Annotated in this window: 18 protein-coding genes; 4 read left to right on the forward strand and 14 right to left on the reverse strand. The window is 62.1% G+C overall.

Annotation, left to right across the window (positions count from 1 at the left end; translation table 11 throughout):
• The first annotated feature begins 87 nt into the window (after positions 1-87).
• The 3 genes from B7X65_RS16175 (at position 88) to B7X65_RS16185 (ending at position 3,997) form a co-directional block, all read left to right on the forward strand.
• Positions 88-2,229, forward strand: coding sequence for an ATP-dependent helicase (locus B7X65_RS16175; RefSeq protein ID WP_293595329.1), 2,142 nt, complete (start codon positions 88-90; stop codon positions 2,227-2,229).
• Positions 2,230-2,510: 281 nt separating this feature from the next.
• Positions 2,511-2,789 (forward strand): hypothetical protein, encoded by a 279-nt coding sequence (locus B7X65_RS16180; RefSeq protein ID WP_293595330.1) that lies wholly within the window; start codon positions 2,511-2,513, stop codon positions 2,787-2,789.
• The gene (locus B7X65_RS16185) at positions 2,783-3,997 is read left to right on the forward strand and encodes a phospholipase A (RefSeq protein ID WP_293595331.1); all 1,215 of its coding nucleotides are present in this window, start codon (positions 2,783-2,785) and stop codon (positions 3,995-3,997) included. The genes B7X65_RS16180 and B7X65_RS16185 overlap by 7 nt, the downstream gene beginning before the upstream one ends.
• Before the next feature lie 206 nt (positions 3,998-4,203).
• Here the strand turns inward: B7X65_RS16185 and B7X65_RS16190 are convergent, their stop codons facing one another.
• The 12 genes from B7X65_RS16190 to B7X65_RS16245 form a co-directional block, all read right to left on the reverse strand.
• Positions 4,204-5,769, reverse strand: coding sequence for a hypothetical protein (locus B7X65_RS16190; RefSeq protein ID WP_293595332.1), 1,566 nt, complete (start codon positions 5,767-5,769; stop codon positions 4,204-4,206).
• 198 nt (positions 5,770-5,967) lie between these two features.
• Entirely contained in the window at positions 5,968-7,113 is a 1,146-nt protein-coding gene (gene tssA / locus B7X65_RS16195; RefSeq protein WP_293595333.1) for a type VI secretion system protein TssA, read from the reverse strand.
• A gap of 7 nt (positions 7,114-7,120) precedes the next feature.
• Positions 7,121-11,188, reverse strand: a complete 4,068-nt coding sequence (locus B7X65_RS16200; RefSeq protein ID WP_293595334.1) for a type VI secretion system protein — start codon at positions 11,186-11,188, stop codon at positions 7,121-7,123.
• A gap of 34 nt (positions 11,189-11,222) precedes the next feature.
• Positions 11,223-11,981 carry a DotU family type IV/VI secretion system protein gene (locus B7X65_RS16205; RefSeq protein ID WP_293595335.1) on the reverse strand — a complete coding sequence of 253 codons (759 nt, stop codon included), beginning with the start codon at positions 11,979-11,981 and terminating at the stop codon, positions 11,223-11,225.
• A 24-nt stretch (positions 11,982-12,005) separates the two neighbouring features.
• On the reverse strand, positions 12,006-13,334 hold the full coding sequence (tssK, locus tag B7X65_RS16210; RefSeq protein WP_293595336.1) for a type VI secretion system baseplate subunit TssK: 1,329 nt from the start codon (positions 13,332-13,334) through the stop codon (positions 12,006-12,008).
• Between the two features lie 78 nt (positions 13,335-13,412).
• A complete protein-coding gene (locus B7X65_RS16215) occupies positions 13,413-13,901 on the reverse strand; it encodes a hypothetical protein (protein WP_293595337.1) in 489 nt (162 codons plus the stop codon).
• Positions 13,902-13,908: 7 nt separating this feature from the next.
• Complete coding sequence (locus tag B7X65_RS16220) at positions 13,909-15,360, reverse strand: cation:dicarboxylase symporter family transporter (protein ID WP_293595338.1); 1,452 nt, start codon at positions 15,358-15,360, stop codon at positions 13,909-13,911.
• A gap of 20 nt (positions 15,361-15,380) precedes the next feature.
• Complete coding sequence (locus tag B7X65_RS16225; RefSeq protein ID WP_293595339.1) at positions 15,381-16,097, reverse strand: amino acid racemase; 717 nt, start codon at positions 16,095-16,097, stop codon at positions 15,381-15,383.
• A 9-nt stretch (positions 16,098-16,106) separates the two neighbouring features.
• On the reverse strand, positions 16,107-17,381 hold the full coding sequence (locus B7X65_RS16230) for a cation:dicarboxylase symporter family transporter (protein ID WP_293595373.1): 1,275 nt from the start codon (positions 17,379-17,381) through the stop codon (positions 16,107-16,109).
• A 23-nt stretch (positions 17,382-17,404) separates the two neighbouring features.
• On the reverse strand, positions 17,405-18,535 hold the full coding sequence (locus B7X65_RS16235; RefSeq protein WP_293595340.1) for an ABC transporter substrate-binding protein: 1,131 nt from the start codon (positions 18,533-18,535) through the stop codon (positions 17,405-17,407).
• 69 nt (positions 18,536-18,604) lie between these two features.
• On the reverse strand, positions 18,605-18,991 hold the full coding sequence (locus tag B7X65_RS16240) for a DUF4280 domain-containing protein (RefSeq protein WP_293595341.1): 387 nt from the start codon (positions 18,989-18,991) through the stop codon (positions 18,605-18,607).
• A 2-nt stretch (positions 18,992-18,993) separates the two neighbouring features.
• Positions 18,994-19,335, reverse strand: a complete 342-nt coding sequence (locus B7X65_RS16245) for a hypothetical protein (RefSeq protein ID WP_293595342.1) — start codon at positions 19,333-19,335, stop codon at positions 18,994-18,996.
• Between the two features lie 39 nt (positions 19,336-19,374).
• On the opposite strand from B7X65_RS16245, the gene B7X65_RS16250 reads away from it, so the two are divergent.
• Positions 19,375-19,743, forward strand: coding sequence for a hypothetical protein (locus tag B7X65_RS16250; RefSeq protein ID WP_293595343.1), 369 nt, complete (start codon positions 19,375-19,377; stop codon positions 19,741-19,743).
• Here the strand turns inward: B7X65_RS16250 and tssI are convergent.
• Both tssI and tssH read right to left on the reverse strand, forming a co-directional pair.
• Positions 19,736-21,727: a type VI secretion system Vgr family protein gene (tssI, locus tag B7X65_RS16255; protein WP_293595344.1), complete on the reverse strand. Its 1,992-nt coding sequence runs from the start codon at positions 21,725-21,727 to the stop codon at positions 19,736-19,738. The genes B7X65_RS16250 and tssI overlap by 8 nt on opposite strands.
• Before the next feature lie 6 nt (positions 21,728-21,733).
• Complete coding sequence (gene tssH, locus B7X65_RS16260) at positions 21,734-24,457, reverse strand: type VI secretion system ATPase TssH (RefSeq protein ID WP_293595345.1); 2,724 nt, start codon at positions 24,455-24,457, stop codon at positions 21,734-21,736.
• Positions 24,458-24,469: the final 12 nt, after the last annotated feature.

A 24,469-nucleotide genomic window follows, 5' to 3' on the forward strand; every position in this document is an offset into this window, starting at 1 on the left:
TGGCCCGCTTGCGTCCACCTTTTCAGCCGGCCCCGTGGCGGACGGCTGCACCTGCTTGGTCCTTCCCTGCCCGCCCCTCTTCACTGCATGTCGTCCACCCCACCCTCCGCATCGCCCCCGGCCCACGGCCTCAACCTCGCCCAGCAGGAAGCCGTCAACTACATGCACGGCCCCTGTCTGGTGCTGGCGGGCGCGGGTTCCGGCAAGACACGGGTGATCACGCACAAGATTGGCCGCCTGATCCAGGCCGGCTTGCCGCCGCAGGAGATTGCGGCCATCACCTTTACCAACAAGGCCGCGGCAGAAATGCGCGAACGCGCCAAAAAGCTGATCGGCCAGCCCGCCCGGGGCGTGCTGATCTGCACCTTCCACGCGCTGGGTGTACGCATGTTGCGCCAGGACGGCGAGGTGCTGGGGCTGAAAAAGCAGTTTTCCATCCTGGACAGCGACGACGTGACCAGCATCCTCAAGGACGCCGGCGGCAGCACCGACGCCGCCACGGCGCGTCAATGGCAGTGGACCATCAGCGCCTGGAAAAACAGCGGCCTGAACGCGGCCCAGGCCGAAGCCCAGGCGGCCACCGACGAGGACCGCCTGGTGGCCCGCGTCATGGCGCGTTACGAAGAGCGCCTGACGGCCTACCAGAGCGTGGACTTTGACGACCTGATCGGGCTGCCGCTCAAGCTGCTGCGCGAGCATGACGCCGTGCGCGACAAATGGCAGGCCTCGATGGGCCATGTGCTGGTCGATGAATACCAGGACACCAACGCCACGCAGTACGAGGTGCTCAAGCTGCTGGTTGGCGCGCGCGGCCGCTTCACCGCCGTGGGCGACGACGACCAGTCGATTTATGGCTGGCGCGGCGCCACGCTGGACAACCTGAAAAAGCTGCCGCTGGACTACCCTCAGCTCAAGGTGGTCAAGCTCGAGCAGAACTACCGCTCCACCAGCGCCATCCTGCGCGCGGCCAACAACGTGATTGCGCCCAACCCCAAGCTGTTTCCGAAGACGCTGTTCAGCGAACTGGGTGAAGGTGAACCGGTGCGCGTGGTCGATTGCGACAGCGAGGAGCACGAAGCCGAACGTGTGGTGGCACGCATCCAGAGCCTGCGCGCCGAAGGCACGCTGCAGGCCGTAGGCGGCCAGCACAAGGAGTGGGGCGACTTCTGCGTGCTGTACCGCGCCAACCACATGGCCAAGCCGTTTGAAAAGGCCTTTCGCAAGGCCAACATTCCCTACAAGGTCTCGGGCGGCCAAAGCTTTTTCGACCGCGCCGAGATCAAGGACCTGTGCAGCTGGATGGTGCTGATGGTCAACAACGACAACAACGCGGCCTTCATCCGCGCCATCAAGACGCCCAAGCGCGGCATTGGCCACACCACGCTGGGTGCGCTGAGCACCTTTGCCGAGCAGTACAAGCTGAGCCTGTTCGAGTCGCTGTTCAGCAGCTCCCTGGGGGCGGTGCTGCCGGCCAAGGCGGTCGGCTCGCTGCATGAATTCGGCCGCTACCTCAACGACCTGGAATACCGCGCCAGACGCACGGTGGGCGCCGAGGATGCACGCGCTTTCCTCACCACCTGGCTCAAGGAAATCGACTACGAAAAACACATCTACGACAGCGAGGACAGCGAGAAAGTCGCCGCCGCGCGCTGGACCAACGTGATGGATTTCTGCGACTGGATGGCGCAGCGTTGCGGCGGGCAGATCGACGACAGCTCCGGCGCGGTGGTGGCTGCCGAAACCAAGACCATGCTGGAGGTCGTGCAGACGATTGCCCTGCTGTCGACCATCAGCGAACGCGAAGGCGACCAGAACGTGGTGACACTGTCCACGCTGCACGCGGCCAAGGGGCTGGAGTGGCCGCATGTGGTGCTGGCCGGCGTGAACGAGGGCCTGCTGCCTTTCAAGCTCGATGACGACGACGGCACAGATGCGGCCAGGACCGAGAACATCGCGCAGCGCCTCGAGGAAGAGCGCCGCCTGATGTACGTGGGCATCACCCGGGCCCAGTACACGCTGGCGGTCAACTGGCTGCGCCGGCGCAAAAAAGGACGCGACACCGTCGCCGGCATCCCCAGCCGTTTTATTGCCGAGATGGGTCTGGACAAGGCCACGGTCCGGGAAGACCCGCGTGAAAAAATCAGGGCCCTGCGCGCCGAATTCGCCAAACGCGCCGCCGACAGCGCCGAAGCGAACCAGCTCGCCGAGGCGGCCCGGGACGCTGGTTAAGCCCTTCTATTGCACACCCGATGAAAAAATCACCTTCGCTCACATTTGCTCTGTTTTTTATAGCTGTCAGCGCCCTGTCCATGAGGGCCTATGGCCAAAATGATACGCGACAACAGTCTGGACCGGCCAGTCCGGCGGTTGCGGCCTCCTGCCCACCCGTCCAACAATTCAAGCCCGCGCAAATCCATGGGACATGGCGGGCCCGGTTCACGCCTGCACCGGCGGGTCTGCCCGCTGACGCCACCCTGCAACTCCAGCGGCACGCCGAATTCAGCGAGAGCGTGGCCGGCTTCGTCAACCGCGAGCTGGCCCCCACAGCCGGCAAACCCGCCCAGGGCGGCCACGCCGCCAGGGCGCAGCTGGCCGGCGATCTGGAAGACGGGTACCTGACCCTCGACGAGTCCTCCAACGGCATCAGCATCACCGGAGCCTGGAACGGCAAAATGGTGGAAGGCACATGCGGAAGAAAAATCACGGGTACCTGGAAAGACATGAGCAGCAGCGCGCCGCCCGACGCGCCCGATGTGCCGTTCACACTGGAAAGGTTGTCCGGATGGTAGTCATCATCACACCCGAACGCAGGCGCCTTGCCGCACCGTGGCTGTATGCCGCGCTGCTGGTCGCGGGCGCGGCGCAGGCCCAGACCGGCAGCACCGGCCCCACCGTGCAGGAGCGCAACAACCGCCAGGGCTGGCAGGCCTGCCACGCCATGAGCGGTGATGCCGCTGCGCAACTGGCCTGTTTCAAGAACTGGGCAGTCTCGCAATTGCCGGCGGACACGCCGCCGCCCAGCCTGACCACCGCACCGGCCAATGCCGACACCGGGCAAAAGTCTGCCGAGGTCCTGCTGCTGCCGGCCATGAACACCGAAGCCCCGGATGGCAAGAAAATCGGCTGCCGCAACACCAAGTACTCCGAGTTGTCCCGCTTCTGGGAGCTGCAGCGCGGCAGCGACTGCGACACCTTCGGCCTGCGCGGCTACCGCCCCATCAGCGTGATGTGGTCGGGATCGAACAGCATCAACAACCAGCCGAGCTCGGAGGCACCGGGCTACTCGGCGAGCACGCCCTCCAACTACAGACGCAACGAGACCCGGCTTCAGCTGTCAGTCCGCACAAAACTCGCCAAGGGCATGCTGGCCTCGGGCGGCGACGATGAATCCGGCATCGATTCGCTGTGGTTCGGCTATACGCAGCAAAGCTACTGGCAGCTGTTCAACAGCGCGGCTTCGCGGCCGTTCCGGACCACCGACCACGAGCCCGAGCTGGTGTACATCTATCCACACCAGATCGATCTGGCCGGCGGCTGGAAGTACCGGCTCAGCGGCCTCGGCCTGAACCACCAGTCCAACGGCCAGGGTCTGCCGCAGTCACGCAGCTGGAACCGGGTCTACCTGATGGGCGCAGCCGAAAAGGAACTGGGCGGCGACAGCCGGCTGGACCTGCAGGCACGCGTCTGGCAACGCGTGCGCGAACGCTCGGGGCAGGACGAAAACCCCGGCATCTCCGACTACATCGGCCGGGCCGAGCTGGCCGGGCACTGGCAAATCAACCGCACGCACACCCTGGGCCTGACGCTGCGCCATTCGCTCAAATCCGAAGCGCGCGGATCGGCCCGGCTGGAATGGATGAAGGCGTCCACCTCGATTGCCGACAGCGCCGCCCTGCGTTACCACGTGCAACTGTTCAGCGGCTACGGCGACAGCCTGGTCGACTACAACCGCCGCCGCACGGTGCTCAGCGTCGGGCTGAGCCTGGTGGACTGGTAGCGGGCTGACAGGCGCGCGGGGTGTCGGGCAAGCGCAAGCTGTTTGAACCTGCCGACCTGCCGGCCTGAGTCGGCACTGCGTCGCACCGGCACGCCGTATCCGCTACAGTTTTGATAGCCTCCTGCGCCCGCCAACAAAGGGCCAGTGGCCTGTTTTATATATAAAAACCGGGTCCCACCGGAAGCAGATCCCGGGACGCGTTGACATCACTCGATACGCGGTGGGAGCGCTGCCCTGCTCGCTGCCGAAAATTCCGGCAGAGCCACACCCATCCTCTGCGCCGCAGCGAGAGCCGCCGGCTTCACAGGACGGGGTGGCAAGGGCGGGGCAGCCCGCACCGGCAGCGGCGCAGCAGGACGGGGCGGCAGGGGCGGCGGCACCACACGCCCGCCCGAGCGCAGCAAAGTGGGCGGCGGCGGGTTGTCACTGCCAAAACCCACAATGCGCGAGCGGTCCACCTGCGGCAGCGGCGTCTTCGAGGCGTCCGTGGTGACCATGTCGATCATGCCGTCCGTCACATGCTGCTTGAGGTTGCTGGCTTTTTCGCTGGCGCTCATTTTTTCCCAGGCAGCCAGCTTGATGCCCTTGTGGTTTTGCATGCCTGGAATTTCAAACCGGGAGCCCCGGACAAACTGGCCGGCCTTGGCGATCACGGGTTTGACAGCGGCGACCAGGCGGTCTGCATCAACCACGAAGTTGGGCGTGCCGAAGTCGGCGACAGCCATGTTGATGAGTGTGCTGTGATCCTGCACGGCCACGTAATAGCAGCCCAGCAGCGGGCAGCTGCGGAACAGGCTCAGGTCCAGCGTGCCCTGGGCCAGCAGCCGGTTGGCCCTCTGGACCTCTTCACAATCCTGCACAAACTCGACGATGTGCTGGATCGCCTTGGCGATGGTCTCGGCGAGTCCAATCGCCGGGCCGCTGGCCGCGCCCAGGTCCAGCGCGCTGCACAGGGTCTTGGCGGTGAAGGCCGCGCCTGCAATCGCGGTCGTTGCCATGGTGGAGTTGATTTCCCGATCGATCAGCACCTCGAGCGCCTGAAAAGCAGCCAGCGGGTCGCCCGCCGCAATCGCGTAGGTGCCGACTTCATGCATTTGCGCGGCCTGCCACTTGCCGTACACGATCTTGCCCACGCCCACCGCCGTGTCGCTCGCCGAGGCAATGATGCCCAGCGCAGGGGCCATGCTCTTGGCAAAGTCGGCGACGCTTCCCAGACCCAGTTCGCGCATGATCATCGCGGGGTCCAGGGCGCCGCAAACCGCCTTGACCATCTCGTCGAATTTTTGTGTGATGGCCGTTCCGGCCACGACGTTGACCCCCTGCGCCGTCCGGGTGCCGGACCGGGTCACATTGATGTCGCGGATATTGGCAGCCGCGCCCTGGGTTTTGGAGAGCAGGGTTTTGATTTCGCTCGCGTGTTTTTTCTTGTTGAAACTTTTCAGGCTCAGCTCTTTGCCGACGAACATCTCCTTCAGGGCGAGCTGCTGCAGCGTCACCATTTCGCGCATCGCCAGCAGGTCGGTCTCGGTGAGCCGTCGCTGGTCCACGTTGTTGACTGCCCGGTGCAGGTTGGTGAGCGCGCCTTTCTTGTTGCGCACGCTTTGGGTCCAGTCCTTGCCGCGGCGGCTGTGGTCGAACCGGTAGTCGTCCAGTGCCTGCTTGATCCTCTGCCGCGACTGCTCCGACTTGTCGCTGTCGTAGACGAATATCGCGAGGTCGACCGCCTTGAGTTTGTCGCTGCGCGCGTCGGACCACGAGTAGGTGTCCCGCATCCATGTTTCATGCCAAGGAATTGTTGCCATATGACCGGGTTCCCCTTCTGGCCGCCCCAGTTCAAACCATCCCGCCACGGGATGATTCACCGAACGACTGAAATTTATCCAGGCAGAGCGCGACGTGGCCCGACCGAGGACGTTTTATAAAAAATCGAGCTCAACTTGCCGGCGCAGACGGGCTGCGCCCGACTCACCTTATTCGCGCGATTCCTTGATGCCGAGCAGCGAAAAATACCGTGCAATATCGCCCTCTTCGCGCACCACTTCCTGCATCAGGTCGGCCAGCGACATGCGCCCCCAAGAGACGGCACGCTTGACCAGGTACGGGGTCGGACTGTGCGGCTCGGTTTTTTCCAGAAAAGCCGCGACCGCCTCCAGCATGCGGTAAGCATCCTCGCGGCTCGAAATGGAACCGGAACGCAGCAGCGCCTCGTGTGCAGCGGGAACTGCGTCGGTGTTCGGAGTTGCAGCAGCCATGATGTCGTCCTGGTTGATGGGGGGAGGCATTGTTTCGTCCTGCGCGGGCGATGCAACCGGTTGCGGCCGCGGGTCGCGCCCGTCGATCAGGCTGTCGACGGCCCGTCCAAGGCGCCGCAACATGTCGCCGACACGCGCCACACTCGGGGGGTTGGCGCTCATTCTTTCGTCGAGCATTCCGGTCAGGGCATCCCATTTTCCGGTCGCTGCCTGAATCTGGTCCCTGATGACTGCCAGGGCCAGCAGGTTGTTCCCGCTGGCGGCGGCGTTCATCTCCTCGCGCGTCAAGGCACCGGCACCTGACGGGCCTGCCGGTTTTTTTGCAACGCCCTTTTGGTTATCCGCAATCAGGGCCTGGTCCCAATCTGCCAGGCTGACCGCTGAGGGCATGCGGTCAGGCAGCTGGAGCAGGGCGATATGCAGCTTCAGGACCAGCGGCATGTTTTCATTGAGCCAGACAAAGGGTGCCGCGCGGGCATCGTCGTCACCGTCCTCGATCAGGGGATGGGCCGTGTCCCAAAACCGTTCGACCAACCCCGTCAGCAGGTCCACCGAAGCGTTGAAACCCTCGAGCTGGTGCTGGCGTGTCCAGGACTCGCACAGCCAGGCCGCCACCTGGAAATCCTTGGAGCGGCTGCCCAGCAGCTCGGTGCACCTGGCCGAGACGGCCTTCCAGTCGGCCTTTTTGAGAGGCCGCTCCCACTCGCCCATGGGCAGGCTGGCGTCGTCTTCCTCGCGCGCCTGGCGAATGCCGAGGTACAGCGGGTCATACCGCATGGACGGCCCGGCCGGGTCTGCCCCGGGAACAGGTGCCAGCAGGGCTTCGATGTCAGGCTGAAAGCCTGCAGATGAATGGTTGGTCATGCGTGTCTCACTGCCCGCCAAATTCGGGTGCCCGGGTCGGGAACACGCCGGGCCAGAACACCGGGGTGCGCTTGCCGACCGGCGACAGGGCCAGCCGCAGGTAGACCCGGGCGCGAACCTCCTGCGGGGCCACCCTCGGGTTGTCCGGCGTGAAGCTGAGCGGGAACTCCATACGCAGCAGTTGCGCGCGGCCGTCGGCCCGACCCGCCGCATCGGGTTCGCGCTGGCGCTGGATCATGCGCACCAGGGACCAGGTGTCCGTGAACCGGTAAGAAACCGTTTTGCCATCGGCAGACATATGGGGCTGCTGGGGATCATTGACGGCGTTCACCGGGGAGTCTTTGGCAAGCCGCAAGGTCAGGGTGATCGGCGTGCCCGGCTCCCAGCGCAGCGGACGCCGTGCATCACGCAGCTTGAGAGTTTGCGAGCCCACCTCCAGGGTCCAGTCGATCACCTTGTTGCCTTCAATTTCGGCCGACTGGTTGGTCCTGAACTCCACCGCCATGTCATAACCCGCAACCGCTCCTTCTTCCACCGGATACAGCGGGGCCATGAAGGCCCTGACACGGTCGAACTGATCGGCAAAGCGCCGGGCAGGCAGCCCGACCAAGGCACCGCGGCTTGCGGCGGATGTTTCCTTCAGGGTGCGGGACATCCGCTCGGAGTTTTTGAGGATCTGGCCAACGTCATCAAAGTCCGCATCCGGCGCGTCCTTGGCGCCAGGCACCGCAAAGGGCTGGCGACCCGCCAGCAGGCGGTTGAAATTGCCCGAGAAAGCCGCCCACTGCTCCTGCTGCTCGCCGACACGCAATTCGTTGCAGCGTTTGAGCAGCGCGCTGTAGACCTGCAGGTGTTTTTCGGCAAAATAGTCGGCCGGTCGCCCGCCCGGTGCCTTGCCCGCCAGTTTCTCCGAGCAGTTCGCCCTGTCGAGGTCGGCTCCGGTGGTGACAAGGAACTGCTCGTAAACGACCAGGCTGCTGTTCGGGTTTTTCAGGCGGTAACGTTCCAGTTCACGGTTGATGGCCTGCCAGCGCCGCGCCAGCTGCGATTCGGCCGCAGCACTGTCGAGCGAGGCAAGATAGATTTCTGATTGCCGGCCCAGTGTTTCCGCGCGGCTGAACTGCAGCGCCAGGGTCTGCAGCAGGCTGGGGCCGTCTGGCACACCGAACGCCTGCAGCAGCGGACCGCGATCACCCAGCCAATAACTGAAGTCCCGCCCACGGATGGCATACAGGTCGGACTGGGTCAAGCTGTCGTCGACCTGCCGCAGGCGCGTCACGGCATCCTGCGAAATCAGGCCGCGCAAGTTGTCCGCCTTGCCTTTGGCGCCAAGTTCGGTGAGCAGTCCCTGGACCTTGACCAGGCGGCTTCGCGATGCGTCAAACGCCACGGCATCGGCCACCGCACCGGGATCGGTCCTGCTGCTGATCGACAAGGCTTCAACCGCGTGGTCACCAACCAGGCGTGCAAACTGGAAGTTGACGAAGGCCGCAACGCTGGGCCGGGTCGCAGGCGGGAACTTGACCAGGCCTTCACCCATGAAGCGCTTGTGCGCTTCACTGAGCGCCAAGGCCTGGTCCAGCCTGGTGCTGTCCCATACCAGAATGCTCTGCGCCACGATCTCGGGAATCTCGCGGTCGCTGGGCGGCGTCATGAACGGCTGTGCCAGCAGCCCTGTAAGCGCATCGCGCAGGGCAAGCCTGTCGGCGGACAGCGCAAAACGCGCGTCTTTTTCCTGCCAGACCACACCCGCTTGTCCTTCGGCCCCGAGGAGTGCTTCAAACTCGGTCCTGAATTTCTGGAATTCGGTGACCGCATGCTGGCGCACCTGATCCGAAGCTTCCGGCCCGAGCAGACGCCTGGACTGGGTGATACGCATCAGGGCGGCGTCATAGGCCGAACCCAGGTTCAGGTCGGGCAGTCTCATCCAGCCGCCTTTGCCGGTGGCCAGCAAACCTTCCTGCTCCTTGATCGCCCTCAGGATTTCCTTGTAGCCGCCGACGGTCTGGGTGTAGCCGCCAATACGGGCATCGGTGGCAAACAGCCGCGCACCCTGCGCCACAAGCTGCCGTTCGGAGACCAGCAAGTCGTTGTTCACGAACAGGCGTCTGTCCAGGGCATTCATTCCCCTGTCCAGCGAACAGCGCACCGCCTGCTGGATGTGCATCACGCTGATGGCTGCCGGCGAGAGGCTCCCGGGAATATCGCTGCCCCTGAAGAAGCGGATGCTCTGCGACATGTTGCCCGGCAATTCGGCGCCCAGGGTGTACTTGACCAGCAACCGGAGGTCGTTGGCTTCGTTCTGATTGGGCTTTTGCAGGCGAACCATGGCCACAATCGCCTGGTCCAGCCGCTCGACGGCTGTCAGGTATTGCAGCATGGCCGCGAACTCCGGCAGATCTTCCACGGCCAGGCTGAACCTGTGTGGCGTACCCGAGATCGCCGCAAACCCGGCAGGCGCAGCGCACTCGCCGCCAATGATGAGTTCCGAGGTGCTGGCATCCTGGGATACGCCGGTCATGTCAGCAGCCCGCGCATACAGTTCGCGCCGCAGGGTGTTGATGGCAATCTCGCCGAACTCGCGCTCTATGCGCGCGGCCACACGATCATCGAGGTTGTCGAAAACCTCCCACGAGCCGGGCATGAAAAACGTCCAGGCCTTGTCGGTTCCCAGCTTCTCGATGGCAGCCAGCAGGGAAAGGGTTTTCGCCCGGTACCAGTCGGAGGCGATAGGTTCACCGCGCTCGCTGGCCCGGGCCCGGTAGTTGGCATCGGCTTCGATTTGCGACAGGGCCCTGGCCAGTTCGGGGTTGCGTTTGCTCAGTTGCACCGTGGCCACCAGCAGGCCCACACTCCAGCCGCCCAGAACCACCAGTGCAGCCCAGCGCGCCGCGCGGCTCAGCACCGGCCGCGCCAGCTGTTGGCGGGACGGCCTGGCCACGCCGTACTCCATGAAAATTTTCTTCTCGAAAAGATCCCGCAGGAAGGCCGGTTCGCGCATCAGCTGCGACACCAGGTCGGCCTGCTCTTCCTTGGCTTCACCATTCAGCGCCGCCGCGACATCAAGGGCGCCGGCCTTTTGCGCCGATTCGCTGCTGTCACCGGTCAGGTAAATGCCGCGAAAGAAAAACGGCTCATGGTAGGCACTGGGCCGCATGAGTTCGTCCACGTAAACCTGCAGTTGCGCCCGAACCGCATCGATCCGGGAGGGAAGCAGAAAAAATTTCCCTGTTTCTGCACTGACCGAATCGAGCGCAAAGAGTTCGGCCGAGGTGTCCGAGACCGTTTTCACGACGCTGTCGAGCGCCTCGCCGACCCAGCCGTCCTGGTAGGTGGTGGACAGATCGTAAGGCGATGACCAACCGAGAATGCCGGCGCGCATGGGCTCGGGCAGCGCCCTGGCGAAGGGCGAAAACCCTTCGATCTGGTCGCACCCGGAAACCACGACGTAGACGGCAAACCGCATGGCAAAGCGGTTTTGCGCGAGCCAGAGCCGGCGGTGCGCGAGGCGGGCCAGCTTGCCGAGTTCCAGCAGGGCATCCGGGCTGTTGTCCAGCAGCAAGGCGGCCGGCACAGTGATGACGACGGAGTCAAAGGGTCTCTGGGGCCGGTATTTACGGCACAGGCCGAGGAACTCGTCCCACGGTTTTTCCGTTGCATCTTCGTCGTCGGGCGAGCCCAGGTAGGCGCCCTGCATGTCAATGACAATGCCCTTGTCAAAGAAGTGCCAGGCGATGCCCTGGGTTGCAGCGGCGGAAGCGGCCTCGGAGCTGAGCGCACTGGCCACGCCCGACTGTTCAATGGGCAGTTGCCGGTTGTCCATGCCTTCATTGAGTACCAGCACCCAGGGAATGCTGTAGCGCTCGCTCCGGGAAGCAATATTGCCCTCGATCAGTTCAACCGCCTGCCTGAAGGAGTTGCGCAGCGAGTCAAACCGGAGCTTGACGATCTTGGGATCGCTGCCGGGCTTGGCAGCCGATCGGCGCACGGCGAAATACAGTACCAGGCCCAGAACAACCAGCACCAGGACAATCAGAACGCCCAGAGACGCCAGAAACAGGTTGTCTTTCAGCATCGTCGGCCCCCCGGTTGCAGTGGAGAAGGCGCTTTCATTGGCTGCCCCCCGTTCCGGTCGTGCTGCCGGTCTGCAGGACCTGACGCACCGGCCAGGACTGCCACAGCCAGAGCATTTCAGAGATGGCCAGCAATCCCACAACACCGAGAAGGAAGACCACCGTCCAACGGCTCAATGTCGGCATCTTTTTCGGCGCAATATGCGACAGCGTGCTGGCATAAGCGCGTTCGGACAGGACACGGTCACGGCCGGAGAGATCGGGCCGCCGCTGGTAGACAAACTGGAACAGCTCCTCCCGGTAGCCTGCAAAACGATCCGTGTCGGCTGCTCCGCGGTATTTGCCCTGGAAACCCAGCGCCAGCGCCGAGAGGTAAAGGCTGGCGATCGGCCGCAAGGACGGCTCGCGGCTGGACAGCAGTTCTTCTATGCGTTCGAAAATCCGCTCGCCGGCAATGCTGGTTCTGAAGAGGGAGGCTTCCAGCAAATGGGTGGTCCAGCAATCGCGACCTATCCAGGCCGTGTTGAGCAGGATTTCATCGGCCAGCGCGGCCTTGAGGTAACGCGCGTCGGCAATGCTCTCAAGTTCAAACCGGTTGCCCTCCCGTTTGGACTCCAGCGTCTGCAGCTCGATAAGGTTTTCCAGATGTTTGCTGACATGCTGGGCAGCCAGGTCCGGGTCGGTTTCGCGCATCTCGATCGCGCGGGTCTGGGCCTTCGAAACTTCGTCGAAGAAAGAGCGGAACTGCGTGATCAGGTGGTTGTCGTCCTGTTTGTCTCGGGTTTGGCGTGCCATTGTTCGCTGCTTTCTGTTGGAGCGTCAGCCCTTGACGAAGAGAACCATTTCCTGCGGGCGTTGCGCAGACGCACTTTCCGTGGAGTTGCTGACAATCAGGGGCTCATTGGCCAGGGTCAGGGCGGCGCTGGCCTGAATGGAAAACAGGGTGTATCCCGAGCTGGCCCGCACGCCGAGCTCCTGGGCAACTTCAATGTGCGAGCGCATGGCACCGAGTACGCGTCTTTCCCTGAGCGACGCATAAGCCGACTGGGACCCGACAATGGCGCCGTTCATCCAGGCGACCAGGTCTTTTTCGGGTTGCCCGCGCAAGCCCACCACCAGCTGCTTGTCGACCCATTCCGGCAGCAGGTTGATTTCAAACGCACCATGGCGGTACTCGAACTTGTGTTCCCGGTATTCCTGGCTGATTTCCATCAGGGAGTCCTGCAAAGCCTCGAGCACCGGGTTGAGCACCGCCAGCGGATCGGCATGATCGTACTCGGGCGGTACCGGCGGCAGGGCCCCGGGCTTGAGCATGCTCAGAGGCCCGAGCAGGGCGCATAGCGCCAGATACAGGGGATAAGGGTGCAGACTGGGTGTGCGCAAGACGGCTTCGACTTGCGGCAGGCCAGTCATCAGGTTGCGAAGCCGCTCCCTTTGCTCCAGGTAGGCCAGCCTGTCCTCGGTTTTGGAGGACGGCACAGCCGTCTGCTTCGCCACAAATGCAGCCTTGCCGCGCAATTGGCCGACGAAGGCAGACACCCGCTCCCACAAGACGCCGTCTTTCGGCATCTCGATCAGCGCGGGCAGGGTCTCGCCCATCTTGATGAGTTCGTTGTCCTTGAACACCGTGCCCAGGCGCAGCCAGGTATAAATTCCCGAGGGCACATCACCTGCAACCAGCGAGAGGTTGGGCAGCAACCGCGGAAGGTCGGCAGGCAGTGCCTCCGACACCTCGTCTTCCACCTGGCCCATGGCAACCGAACGGAACCGCGAGGGCGAGCCTTTGTCGCGCATGCTTTTGGTCAGCGGCAGGACCAGGTAGAAATCCAGAGGGGCGTTGCCCAGCGCTTCAGCAAACGGGGCCAGTTTGAGCTCGAGCGTGCCATGCTGGGCATTGTCTGCCGAGAAGCTGACCGAGGTACCGTCCGGCATGATCGCTTCCAGCTGCTGGACCCTGACAATGCCGGCCGGCAACAACCCCATGTCGATTTTCAGGCTGCGCACACCCCATGAAAAAGGTGCGGCCAGCAATGTGTGCAAGGCCACCAGGGAGTCGAGCCGGGCCGATGCCTGCTGGAAATGCTGCGGCGACAACAGCATGCCCTCATGCCACTGGATGCGCTCTTCAACCGGGAGGGACTTAACCATGGATGGCTCCCTCATCTGTCGTGCGCCCTTCCGGGATACGGAGCGTCTTGGCGTTTTTCTTCATAGGAACTCCTCGGCTTATTCGGTCTTCAGGGCTGACACGGAAAATGAGCGCGCCCCCAGCTGCACGAGTATTTCCCCCTGCATCTGGTCCACCCGTACGCGATGCTCTCCAGGCGTCAGATAATCCGCAAAAAGCAGGACGCCAACCACCCGAGACGCCCCGAAGGTGTCGGCGGGAAGTTTGAGGGTCTGTCCGGGCACGATCTCCATGCTGCGGTAGCTCAACCCCTCCGGAAAGGTCTTGGCCAGATCGGCGCGGGACGAAAACCATTTGGATGCCGGCAATGTCGACACCATGCCCAGCGTTGCCTCGTCCCGAAGCAGCACCACGTCCAGCGCAACCGGGGTATTCAGGTTGGCGCCCTCGCTCGCGATGACAGTCATGCCGTTCCAGTCCAGGCGGCTTCCTTTCGCCGTGAAGAACCCGGCGACACTGCTGATGGTGCTGCAGGCCGACAAGCTCCCCAGGACAAGAATAATCAGGCAAATTTTTAGAAATTTCATTTTTTTCTTAACCAGGGCTGTTCCCTGCAACGGCCATGGGCCCCGATGCATACGGCTGAGGCAGGCCCGCGCCCGTCTTTCGCATCCCGACGCCGATACCCGCAATCGTAATCAATAACGCCGCCAGCAAGACACAAGCCAGCGCCATTGCAACACTGGCCCGGGAAAAAACAAAGCGGACAGGCTCCAGCGCGCGCAGGTTCGATGATGCGGCGGTTTCAATACGCTCCGAAGGCAGTCCGCGGGAAACCAGCACGATCAGGACACAGGCAAACAGCAGCGTGAGCAGGTTGCGCGGGCCTTCGCAGACCAGGTCGATCGCCAGGAAAAGTGCCAGTGCAGCTTCAATGGGAAGATTCAGTATGGACAGCACCACACCGGCGAACCCTACCGCGGCCAGGCTGTTGTTGCCCGCCGATGCAAACGCCGCCAGCGAGGCACCGACGCAAATCAGCAGGAACTCTTGAGGCGTGATGGAGCGCCCATAGATATTGGCCACAAACACTGCCAGCAGCGAGAAATAAAGTGCTGCACCGGAACGCATGAACACCGACGCAACCGGAATCACCAGTTCGACAATGCCCCGGCTGAACCCCAACCGGGAACTCATGGCCTCTATCGTGTCGGGAATGCTTGCCGTGGTGCTGGCGGAGGTCAGGCTGATGAGAACAGGCGCCTTCAGCGCCGACATCACACTGGCTGGAGAAAGCCCTGACTTTTTCCAGATCAACAGAATGGCCGCTCCAGAGAGGGAAAAAGCGAACAGATAGAAGGAGCCCAGAAAACTGCCCATCGCATGAAGCGTCCGGGCGTCGGTCCTGGCCACAAAATAGGCTGCCATGCCAAAAGCCAGCACCGGAATAAAAACGTTGACGCGGGAAATGATCAACTCAAGGGTGCGATAAATCGCCTCGAAAATGCCCATCAGTGCATTGGTTTGCGGCCTGAGCAGCGCAGCAAAAGCCAGCCCGAACAGGATGGCGCACAGCAGGATGGCCAGCGACTGGCCTTCCGCAAGCACCCGGAAAAAGTTGTCCGGCACCGCAGCCATCCACAAATCGGGCGCCGCTGTTACTTCGGAAGCCCCGGCACCATACAGGGAAACTTCGGCGTTTGCGGCATCTCCGCCGGCGTTTTGCACCAGGGCACCGAGGTATTCACGGTCGGCAGAGCTCAGATCCTGACCGGTGCCGGCGAGCACGCCGAACATTGCCCCCAGCACTGCACACAGCACCACCAGGCCTACCGCCAGACCCACAATCATCAATGCGCGTTTTCCAGGTTGCGGCAAGGCCAATGTCTGACGCAGGCCGAAAAAAGTGGCCACAACCAGCAACGGAAGCGCAGCCATATTGACCAGGGCCAGGTAGATCTGCCCAAGAACAAAGGCCTCGCCACCCACGGCAGGTGCAAGCCAGCCCAGCAGTGCTCCCCCCATCACGCAAAGCAGGAGAGCCAAGGGACTGTTCGACAGGCGCTTCAGGAGTCCCATCCCGGCCTGTTCCAGCCTCGTGCGAGGGCAAAAGCAACACTGGCTCGCGCCAGTTCCAGTGAGCTGTCGATCAACCCCAAGCCCGATACATCTGCATACCTGGAAGCAATGGGAATTTCGGTGCAGCCCATGATGATGGTGGTCGCACCTTGCCGCGCGGCCTCCCGACAGGCTTCGGTCAGATGTTGCCCGCCGGCAGCCAGGTCGCCAGCCTTGATTTCGCGTATGCAACCGTCCACATTGTTCTGGCCATCCTCGGGATCCGGGAGCATGAAGTCGATGCCGCGCGACCGCAGTTCCCGCTGGTAGAAGCCTGAGGCCAAAGCGCCCCGTGTGGCAAAAACGGCCACCCGCGAGACACCCGTGGGGGAAATTGCCTCGACGCAGGCCTTGGCGATATGCAGCAACGGCACCTTGCTGCTCGAACTCATTTCATCAAACCAGTGATGCGACGAATTGCAGGGAATGGCGATGACGCCAACGGCAGCCTGGTTAAGTACTTCGATGCCCGCCAGCAGCTGCGGCAAGGGATCCCGCCCATGCCCCAAAATAGCGCTGGAGCGGTCATGGGTATGCGGCAAGCTCGCCACGATGACCGGCAGATGGTCCTGATCGCGCGCCGCAGGGGTGAGCTTGACCAGCTTGTCGAGAAAGTCGACCGTTGCTGATGGCCCCATTCCTCCAAATACGCCGATTCGGGACATCCTGGCCTCCTATATTTTCAGGGGCCTGGGGCAGATCAGGGACACCGCGGCGTTGTTGCCAATCACCAGCACCAGGGTCCTGAGCATGTCGCAAATCGGATCCACCGCCAGGAACAGGATGAAAGCCGCCTCAAAAGGAAGACCGAGGTAGCTGCATGTCAGTCCGACCAGCGACACCGTGAGCAAGCCCGTCATGCCCGCCGACGCAAAGCCGGCGAGTATCGATGCCGAGAGGATGACGATCAACTCTGTCGGACCAATCGGTTTTGCATACAACTGGGCAATGAACACGGTAGCGGCCACGTAATAGATCACCGGCCCGATACGCAGCAGCGACACGCTCAGGGGCACCATCAGCTCGACCCTTGAACGCGCAAAACCCAGGCGGTCCGCCAGACTTTCGATCATGATGGGCATGCATGTCGCACTGCTGCGGGTGGCCAACGCGAGGGCAAAGGGGCCCCTCAAGGCATTGAGAGTCTGGCCCAGCGTCGAGTTGGAACGCTTCCAGATAATGATTGTTGCAATGACCAGGGCCAGCACGGAAGCAACAAAAAACGCCAGGACAAACTGGGCCATGGCCTGCAAGGGGCCGATGCCGGTTTTGGCCATCTGCGCAGCGCTCATGCAGAAAAGAACGATGGGCAGCGGATAGTTCAACCAGCGCATCAGGGTCTGGCAGGAGTGGTAAATGGTTTCCAGGGACTGGGTCAGCCCGTCGGAAACCCGCGACGGAACCTGACCCACCGCAAAACCGAAAAGCAACGCGAAGACGAGTGCCTTGAGCGTGTCGCCGCTGGCCAGCGCGGCAAAAATATTCGATGGCACCAAGCTGACCAGTACTTCGGTGAAGCTCACCGACTTGACCGGCGCATCGACGCCCCCAAGGCTCATGACCGTGTCGCTGGAATTGAGATCGTTGCCGACAATCTTTCCGAAAGTCTGCATGGTTTCACTTGACAGGTTGGAACCCGGTTTCATCACCAGCAGTGTTGTCGCCCCCAACAACGCGACAACAATAGAAAACACGACGAACACCACCGCCACGCGAGCCATCAGCCCGCCGGCCCCACCCTCGCGGAACAGGCGCTGCAAACTGAAAATCACGGCCGACACCATGAAGGGCAAGGCAATCATCTTGAGGAGATCGACATACACATCGCCCACAAAACCGAGCTTCAGCCCGACGGCAGGCATGTACATGCCCAGCGCGAAACCCGCCGACAGGCTGGCCACCACCACCCAGGGGTTGAGCGCAAATGCATAGAGTTTTTTCAGGTTGATCATCACACGCCTTAGTTAATCGATTACCGGTCCAGGGCCTTCAGCACCTTGTCAATCGTCAGCTTTTCGGTGCTCTCTGCCAAAAACTGGTTCACAAAGGCCAGGAGCGTCGGATCCTGAATGCCCACGGCAATGCCAAGGGTGTCTTCGAGGTCCTTGAATGTGACCGTGCGCAGCGTCAAGGACGCCGTCGGGTCACTTTTCAAAATCCGCTTGATCTCAAACTCATCACGGTAGGCCGCCATGATCTGGCCTTTTTCAAGCGCCTTGAGGACAGCCTCCCAGGTCGGAAATTCGCGAAGCTCCGAAAGCGGAAAGTTTTTGCTGGCGTAGTCTGAGAAAGACGATTTCGCAATGACCCCGATGGATCCCTTGAATTCGCGAACAACAACGGGGAGGGGCCGCTCCCGAGCCAGTTCGGCAAACTTCACCCGGTTCAGGATGAAGGCGTGGTTCAGGCGGATATAAGGCTCGGTGAAGCTGATCATCTGGGCCCGCGCCAGTGTCCGCGACAGCTTGCTGATGCCGAGGTCGGCCTCCTGGCGGGCAACCACATCAACCACCTCATTGAAAGTGCGGGCGCTGCGGTCAAACCTGACGGTGACCTTGAGCTCCTTCGCAATCGCTTTGGCCAGGTCCACCTCCAGACCGACCAGCTCACCCTTCTTCATGTAAAAGAACGGGGGCGTGTCCACGCCGAGCATCGCAACGACGAGTTCTCCCCGATTGACGATGCGGGCAATGCTGGGCGCCAGCAGTCGGCCATCGGCCACCTTGACCAGGCTCGGAGCAGGCAACGGAGAGGGTACCAGCGCCACCTCCGCCAATGGAGCGGCAGGGGCCGGCGCGCTGGCGGTAGGGGGCGCCGCGAAGGCTGCACCGGCACAACCCCAGAGCCCGAGAACAAACAAGCAGGCTTTCCACCAGGAAGTTGACTGGCTGTGCAAGGGCTGTCCGGACTGTGTTTTTGACATCATCAAATCCTGATTCATGGCTTGGCAACGGAGGGCGAAGGCGCGTCCCCGACGGGTGCTGATGAAGGCGGGGTTACGGTTAACACCGCTGCGGGCGCAGTTCCTTCTGCGGGTGAAGAAATCTTCTTGCCGATTTCCACCCCGAGCAAGAACAGGAGCACACAAAGCAGCAACAGGCAAAGCCCGGCAATGGTCATCATCCGGGTCGTCAGCGACAAAGTGTATTGCATTTGTTACCTATCTTCACGTTCAAGGAACCATCACGGTGAACTGCCCCGGGACAAGAATCTGGATGACGCCACCCCACTGGCACATCAGCTTGGAAGAGTTCTGCAAGGCAGGCATCCCGCCCAGCAATACCGTCGCAGAACCGGGCATCCAGGGTGCGGCAGTCATGGGAATGCAGGGCATGGGCGTCAACACGCCGAGAGCGGCAGCCGTAGCGGCAGCCACCATCGGGTTGGAGGGGCAATTGCACATGCCAAAGGGCAGCACATTGACAAACGGAACATGGTCCATGATGTTCGCGGCCGGTCCACCCGTGAGCACACGGTTCGCGGGAAGCACGGTCAGCACGCTGGGGGCCACGCCAAAACTGCACTGAAGGGTTGCGCCCACGGCGACCTGAATGCCCATGCTCAGCCTTTCACCAGTTTTTCGAGACGTTTCATGAGGCTGGTTTTGGCGTCGTCACGCAACTCCACCCCTTTACTGTCGAAACGCCTGGGTTTGCCAACCGGTTTTCCTGCGCGGTACAACAGCACCTCCATCACCTGCCCGTCCGGCCAGTACCGCGTCAGCGGCCCCTCAAGCAGGTTGTTTCTGTAGCTGGCTTTCTGCACCACCGCACCGTCGCGGTCGTAGTCCAGCGTTTCCCCTTCCAGCAGGCCCTTGCGGTACTGCGACCGGCGGACCACCTCACCCTCGTTCATGAACAAGACCTCGCCTTCCACCTCACCTCTGAAAAAATTCTGTTTCATGGCGACCTCTCCGGCTTCCGAATAGGAGACCGACTCGCCATGAAGACTCCCATTCGAAAACCGCTGCTCGGACAACAGGCGCCCTTTCACGAAAACGCGGGTCAAGCCATGCTGCAAGCCGCGGCTGTAATTCGCCTCCTGCACCGGATTGCCATGCTCATCAAAAAGCCTGAGGACACCATGGAGCACACCCGCATCGTATTGGGCGCTGGCAAGCAGCTTGCCGTCTGGGCCAAAAGAGCTCATTTCGCCGTGAAGCACACCGTCCATCAAACCGGCGCGGTTGGACAGCCCGCCGGCGTCATTGAACTGCTCGCGCTCGACAAAGCCGCGCGGCATCTCGCCAGCGGGCGTGTCCGCGGGTACCGCAGCAGTGGCAGAGGTTTTTTGGGCCGTCATCTCAGTTGATCTTTACCAGGCCACCCTTGAGGGTCAGCATCCCGCCGCCGTCCACCGTTTGCATGGCTGACGCCTTGTTGGTCACCATCGCACCCTCGTTGTCCAGCGTGGTCCCGGCCTTGTTCTTTAATCCGGTGCCAGCCTGGTTCGTCAGGTCCAGTCCGGCCTTGTTGGTCAGGGACGTGCCGGCCTCGTTGGTCAGCGCTGTGCCTGCCTTGCTGGTCAGGGACGTGCCGGCCTCGGCAGCGAAAGTGGTTCCAGACTTGATCGTGATGGAGCCTGTCACATCAATCACCAGGTTGCCCGTAACCTTCAGTTCGTAGTTCCCGGTGACGGCCTGACTGAAATCAGCCTTGTTGGTATGGGTCTCATTGCCGGTGATCGTGAGCTCGCGTGTGCCTTTGACCTTGTGCACTTCCTTGCCCGTCTGGACATCAACAGTGCGGTCACCCTTTTCCAGCGTGTGTGTCTCGGAACCCTTGACCAGCTTGGTGCTCAGGTCGTTCTCGATCTCGATCTTCATGTCTTTCTGCGCATGGAAATAGAACTCTTCCGAATCCTTTTTGTCTTCCATCCGCATCTCATTGCCGGCGGTGCCCTGCTTGGAAGCGCGGGATTTGATGGTGCTCTGGGTTTGCATGCCCGGCAGCGTCACCGGCGTGGTGTTCTCGGCGTTGTAGACGCAGCCAGTGACAATAGGCCGGTCGGGATCGCCATCGACATAACTGACCACCACTTCCTGTCCAATCCGCGGCAGGAACAGGCTCCCCCAGCCGAGCCCGGCCCAGGACTGGGAAACGCGCACCCAGCACGAACTGTTTTCGTCCTTGACGCCAATCCGGTCCCAATGGAACTGCACCTTGATCCGCCCATGCGTGTCGGTCCATATTTCCTCGCCGCTGGGTCCCACCACCAGAGCCGTCTGGCTGCCCGAAACCCGCGGAAGCGGCGACAGGCGCGGCGGACGGAAGGGCACGGTGGCGGCAAACGCCTCAAAGCTGTTGCTGTACTGCGCGTTGCTGGCCGTATGCGTCACTGCCCGCAGCACCAGCGTCGTGTTCAAGGCTGTTCTCGAATGACCCGAGAGCGTGAATTTCCTGCCTGCGGAAAGCGGGTAGCAATAACTCGTGCCGCGGCATACCGCGCCGTCGACCTGGCTGGCTTCCGAGCGGACCTTGGCGCGCTGCGTGCCATCGGCCAGCACTGCATGTTTGCCTGGAAATTCGAACTGCTTTCCCTTGCCCGTCGCCCCCGCGGATTCGGTCAGCAATGCGGTGCTGGGCGTGAGGTAGTTGTAGTCACTGTATTCAAATTTCTGCGCCACCAGGCGGCTTTCGTACTCCAGCTGGTTGACGGTATCCATCATGCGGCGCCCACCAGGGTCGGGGAAGTAACGCAAAGCGGCTCCATCAACACAATCGATGTGGGCGGCCGAACTGTCGCCCAGCACCATGGTGTGCCCGCCATCGGTGAAGGTGAAGAAATAGAAGATGCCTTCCTCCTCCATCAACCGGGAGATGAACTCCAGTGCAGTCTCGTCGTACTGGACGCAGTATTCGCGGCTTCCATAAGTCCCCGTCAGCTGCGCATCAAAAGTCACGCCAAACTCGCCCAGGACCGCCTTGATGATGTCGGCCGCCGTCTTGTTCTGGTAGATGGCCCTGTCTCTGCTGAGTGTCAGGAGCCAGAGGCTGGGCACCAACTCCGCCGAATAGGACGAGAAAGAGCGGTCACCGCCCGCGTGCATGAAACGCGACACGATGCCGTTGAAAAACCGGGCAGGTCCAGCCGGCAAGGCGAGCTTGACCGTGACCGAAGCGCCCACAATCAGGGCCGGATCCAGGCCTGTGTCGGACGAACGCATCGCCAGCGAAAACCTGAAAGGCTGCGAGATGGCCTCCACGCCCTGGAAGGAGTCGAGCAACAACACATCTGCGCCGAACGGTGTGGTCACCGTCAACGCGGAGTTTGTCTGTTTGAAGCCAGTCCGCATGCGCCTCTATACCTGTTTCGGCGGGCCGAAAGTAAAGGAAAAATCGTCACGTGCATCCACGCCCATATGCACCTCGTCAAAGGCGTCGGACATGGAAATCCGCTCCAGTACCTGGCGTGAAAGCTCAGGCAGAACGGCATGCGACAGGATGTGGTCAACGTTACGCGCACCACTGTCGACTTCCGTACACCGGGCCGTGATGGTTTGCGCCACGGCGTCGTCCCAGGTGAACTCGGCTTTGTGGTTGCGGGAGAAGCGCTGGGCCAGCTTTCCCAGCTTGAGGCTCACAATGGACCGTATCTGCTCGTCGCCAAGCGGGTAATAGGGAACAATCGCCAGTCGCCCGAGAAAAGCCGGCGAAAACTGTTGCATCAATACCGGCCGCAGGCGCTCGATCAGGACTTCCGGATCCGGCCGTCGCCCACCTTCGCAGGCATCGGTGATGACATCCTGGGCGGCATTGGACGTCAGCAGAATCAGCGTGTTCTTGAAATCGATCTGGACACCTTCGCCATCTTCCATGACGCCTTTGTCGAAAACCTGGAAAAAGAGCTCCAGCACGTCGGGATGCGCCTTTTCCATTTCGTCAAGCAAGACCACGCTGTAAGGCCGGCGCCGGACAGCTTCTGTGAGGACGCCGCCACGACCGTAGCCGACATAGCCCGGTGGCGCCCCCTTGAGGCTGGACACGGTGTGGGCCTCCTGGAATTCGGACATGTTGACGGTCACCATGTTGCGGTCTCCGCCATAAATCATGTCGGCCAGTGCAAACGCAGTCTCGGTCTTGCCTACGCCGCTGGGGCCGACCAGCAGGAAGACCCCGACCGGCTTGCCCGGGTCATCCAGGTCAGCACGGGAAGTCCGGACGCGTCGCGCAATCGCATCCAGCGCCTGGTCCTGCCCAACCACGCGCTCGGCCAGTTTTTCCTTGAGGTTGAGGACGGTATGCAACTCGTCGGCCAGCATCTTGCCGACCGGAATGCCGGTCCAGCCGGAAATCACGGAAGCAACAACGCCTGAGTCAACACACACAGGAATCATGGGCTCGTCGCTCTGGATCGCATCCAGTCCCTTCTCGAGCCGGTTCAGGGACGCAGACATGTCTTCGCTGTCTTCGCCTTCCAGCTGGCTGCCGTCCTCCCCCAATCCTTCGGCGATGCGCTTGCGCAATGCCACAATTTCGGCGACCGCACTTTTTTCCTCTTCAAGCTTTTCCTTCAGGCGGCGCCAGCGTTGCCTGAGGCCTTCGAGTTCCAGAGACAGCGCGGCAATCGCGTGCGCATGGTCGCGCCCGGTTGCAGATTCATGGCGGTAGATCCGCAGCTGGTTTTCCGCATTGGATATCTCGCGCACCACCGATTCGATTTCCGGCGGCAGTCCGTTCTGCCCAATGGCCACACGCGCGCACGCCGTATCCAGCACGCTGATGGCCTTGTCGGGAAGCTGGCGCCCCGAGATATAACGGTGCGACAGCTTGACGGCGTCCCTGACTGCATCGTCGATGATCTCGACGCCGTGATGCTTTTCCAGCGTTTGGACCATGCCGCGCAGCATGTCAATGGCGACCTCCTCGGTAGGCTCGTCAACCTTGACCACCTGGAAGCGTCGCGCCAGGGCCGGGTCGCGCTCGACATATTTTTTGTACTCGGCCCAGGTGGTGGCCGCGATCGTGCGCAGCTCACCACGTGCCAGCGCAGGCTTGAGAAGATTGGCAGCGTCGCCCTGGCCTTCCGCCCCGCCGGCGCCAATCAGCTGGTGCGCCTCGTCGATGAACAGCACGATGGGCACCAGGGAGGCCTTGACTTCGGCAATAACGGATTTCAAGCGGTTCTCGAACTCGCCCTTGACGCCTGCTCCGGCTTGCAGCAAGGCCAGGTCCAGCGAGCGCACAGATACCTTTTGCAGGGCAGGAGGAACATCGCCCTGCACGATGCGCTGCGCAAAACCTTCCACCACTGCGGTTTTGCCGACGCCGGCCTCACCGGTCAGAATGGGATTGTTTTGCCGCCGGCGCAACAAGACATCAATGATCTGGCGAATCTCGGCATCGCGCCCACGGATGGGATCAATCAGGCCCTGCCTGGCCTGCTCCGTGATGTCGACGGTGTATTGGTCCAGCGAAGGGTTGGATGACGCGCCACGACGCATGGTGGGCATTTGCGGGGAAGACGCTTCCGACACACCCGGTCCGGCTGCCGGGCCCTGCGCCTGCGACATGGCTGCCGGTTTCGCCGAGCGCACGGCACCACCGGCGTCTTCCGCCGAGTTGGTCAACAAATCGGCCAAATTCTTGCGCAGGCTCTCGCGCGGAATTTGCAGCAAGCCTGGCGCTGACTCCAGCAGAGCGCCGCGCAGGCTGTCGACTTCCAGCAACGCCAGTATCAAGGTTCCGGAGCGAACCTGCTGCTCGCCGAGCAACATGGAACTGAGCAACCACGCCTCCTGAAGCAACGGCGCCAGATGCGGCGACAGGGCCGGTGTGCGGCCGTTCCCCCGCTTGAACCTGTCCATCGCGTCCTGCAGCTGGGCCAGGATGACGTCCATCTTGATGTCGTACTCCGGGAATATCAGGCAGACATCCGGCGCTTCGGTCTCCAGCAGCTTGAATAACAAATGCTCGACATCCACGTTGTAGTGGGTTTGCTGGACACACAATTCCGCTGCCTTTTCGAGCGCGCGTTTGCACTCGGGATTGAGCTTGCTCAGCAGGGTACGAATGTCAATTTCCATCTTGAGTGCCGT

The sequence above is a fragment of the Polaromonas sp. 39-63-25 genome, assembly GCF_002278925.1.
Classification (GTDB): domain Bacteria; phylum Pseudomonadota; class Gammaproteobacteria; order Burkholderiales; family Burkholderiaceae_C; genus Polaromonas.

Bases quoted from the DNA above. Each gene is read 5' to 3' on its own strand.
- B7X65_RS16175 (WP_293595329.1), top strand. From the start codon at position 88: ATGTCGTCCACCCCACCCTCCGCATCGCCCCCGGCCCACGGCCTCAAC.
- B7X65_RS16185 (WP_293595331.1), top strand. From the start codon at position 2,783: ATGGTAGTCATCATCACACCCGAACGCAGGCGCCTTGCCGCACCGTGG.
- B7X65_RS16190 (WP_293595332.1), bottom strand. From the start codon at position 5,769: ATGCGGGACACCTACTCGTGGTCCGACGCGCGCAGCGACAAACTCAAG.
- tssA (WP_293595333.1), bottom strand. From the start codon at position 7,113: ATGACCAACCATTCATCTGCAGGCTTTCAGCCTGACATCGAAGCCCTG.
- B7X65_RS16200 (WP_293595334.1), bottom strand. From the start codon at position 11,188: ATGCTGAAAGACAACCTGTTTCTGGCGTCTCTGGGCGTTCTGATTGTC.
- B7X65_RS16205 (WP_293595335.1), bottom strand. From the start codon at position 11,981: ATGGCACGCCAAACCCGAGACAAACAGGACGACAACCACCTGATCACG.
- tssK (WP_293595336.1), bottom strand. From the start codon at position 13,334: ATGGTTAAGTCCCTCCCGGTTGAAGAGCGCATCCAGTGGCATGAGGGC.
- B7X65_RS16215 (WP_293595337.1), bottom strand. From the start codon at position 13,901: ATGAAATTTCTAAAAATTTGCCTGATTATTCTTGTCCTGGGGAGCTTG.
- B7X65_RS16225 (WP_293595339.1), bottom strand. From the start codon at position 16,097: ATGTCCCGAATCGGCGTATTTGGAGGAATGGGGCCATCAGCAACGGTC.
- B7X65_RS16240 (WP_293595341.1), bottom strand. From the start codon at position 18,991: ATGGGCATTCAGGTCGCCGTGGGCGCAACCCTTCAGTGCAGTTTTGGC.
- B7X65_RS16245 (WP_293595342.1), bottom strand. From the start codon at position 19,335: ATGAAACAGAATTTTTTCAGAGGTGAGGTGGAAGGCGAGGTCTTGTTC.
- B7X65_RS16250 (WP_293595343.1), top strand. From the start codon at position 19,375: ATGAAGACTCCCATTCGAAAACCGCTGCTCGGACAACAGGCGCCCTTT.
- tssI (WP_293595344.1), bottom strand. From the start codon at position 21,727: ATGCGGACTGGCTTCAAACAGACAAACTCCGCGTTGACGGTGACCACA.
- tssH (WP_293595345.1), bottom strand. From the start codon at position 24,457: ATGGAAATTGACATTCGTACCCTGCTGAGCAAGCTCAATCCCGAGTGC.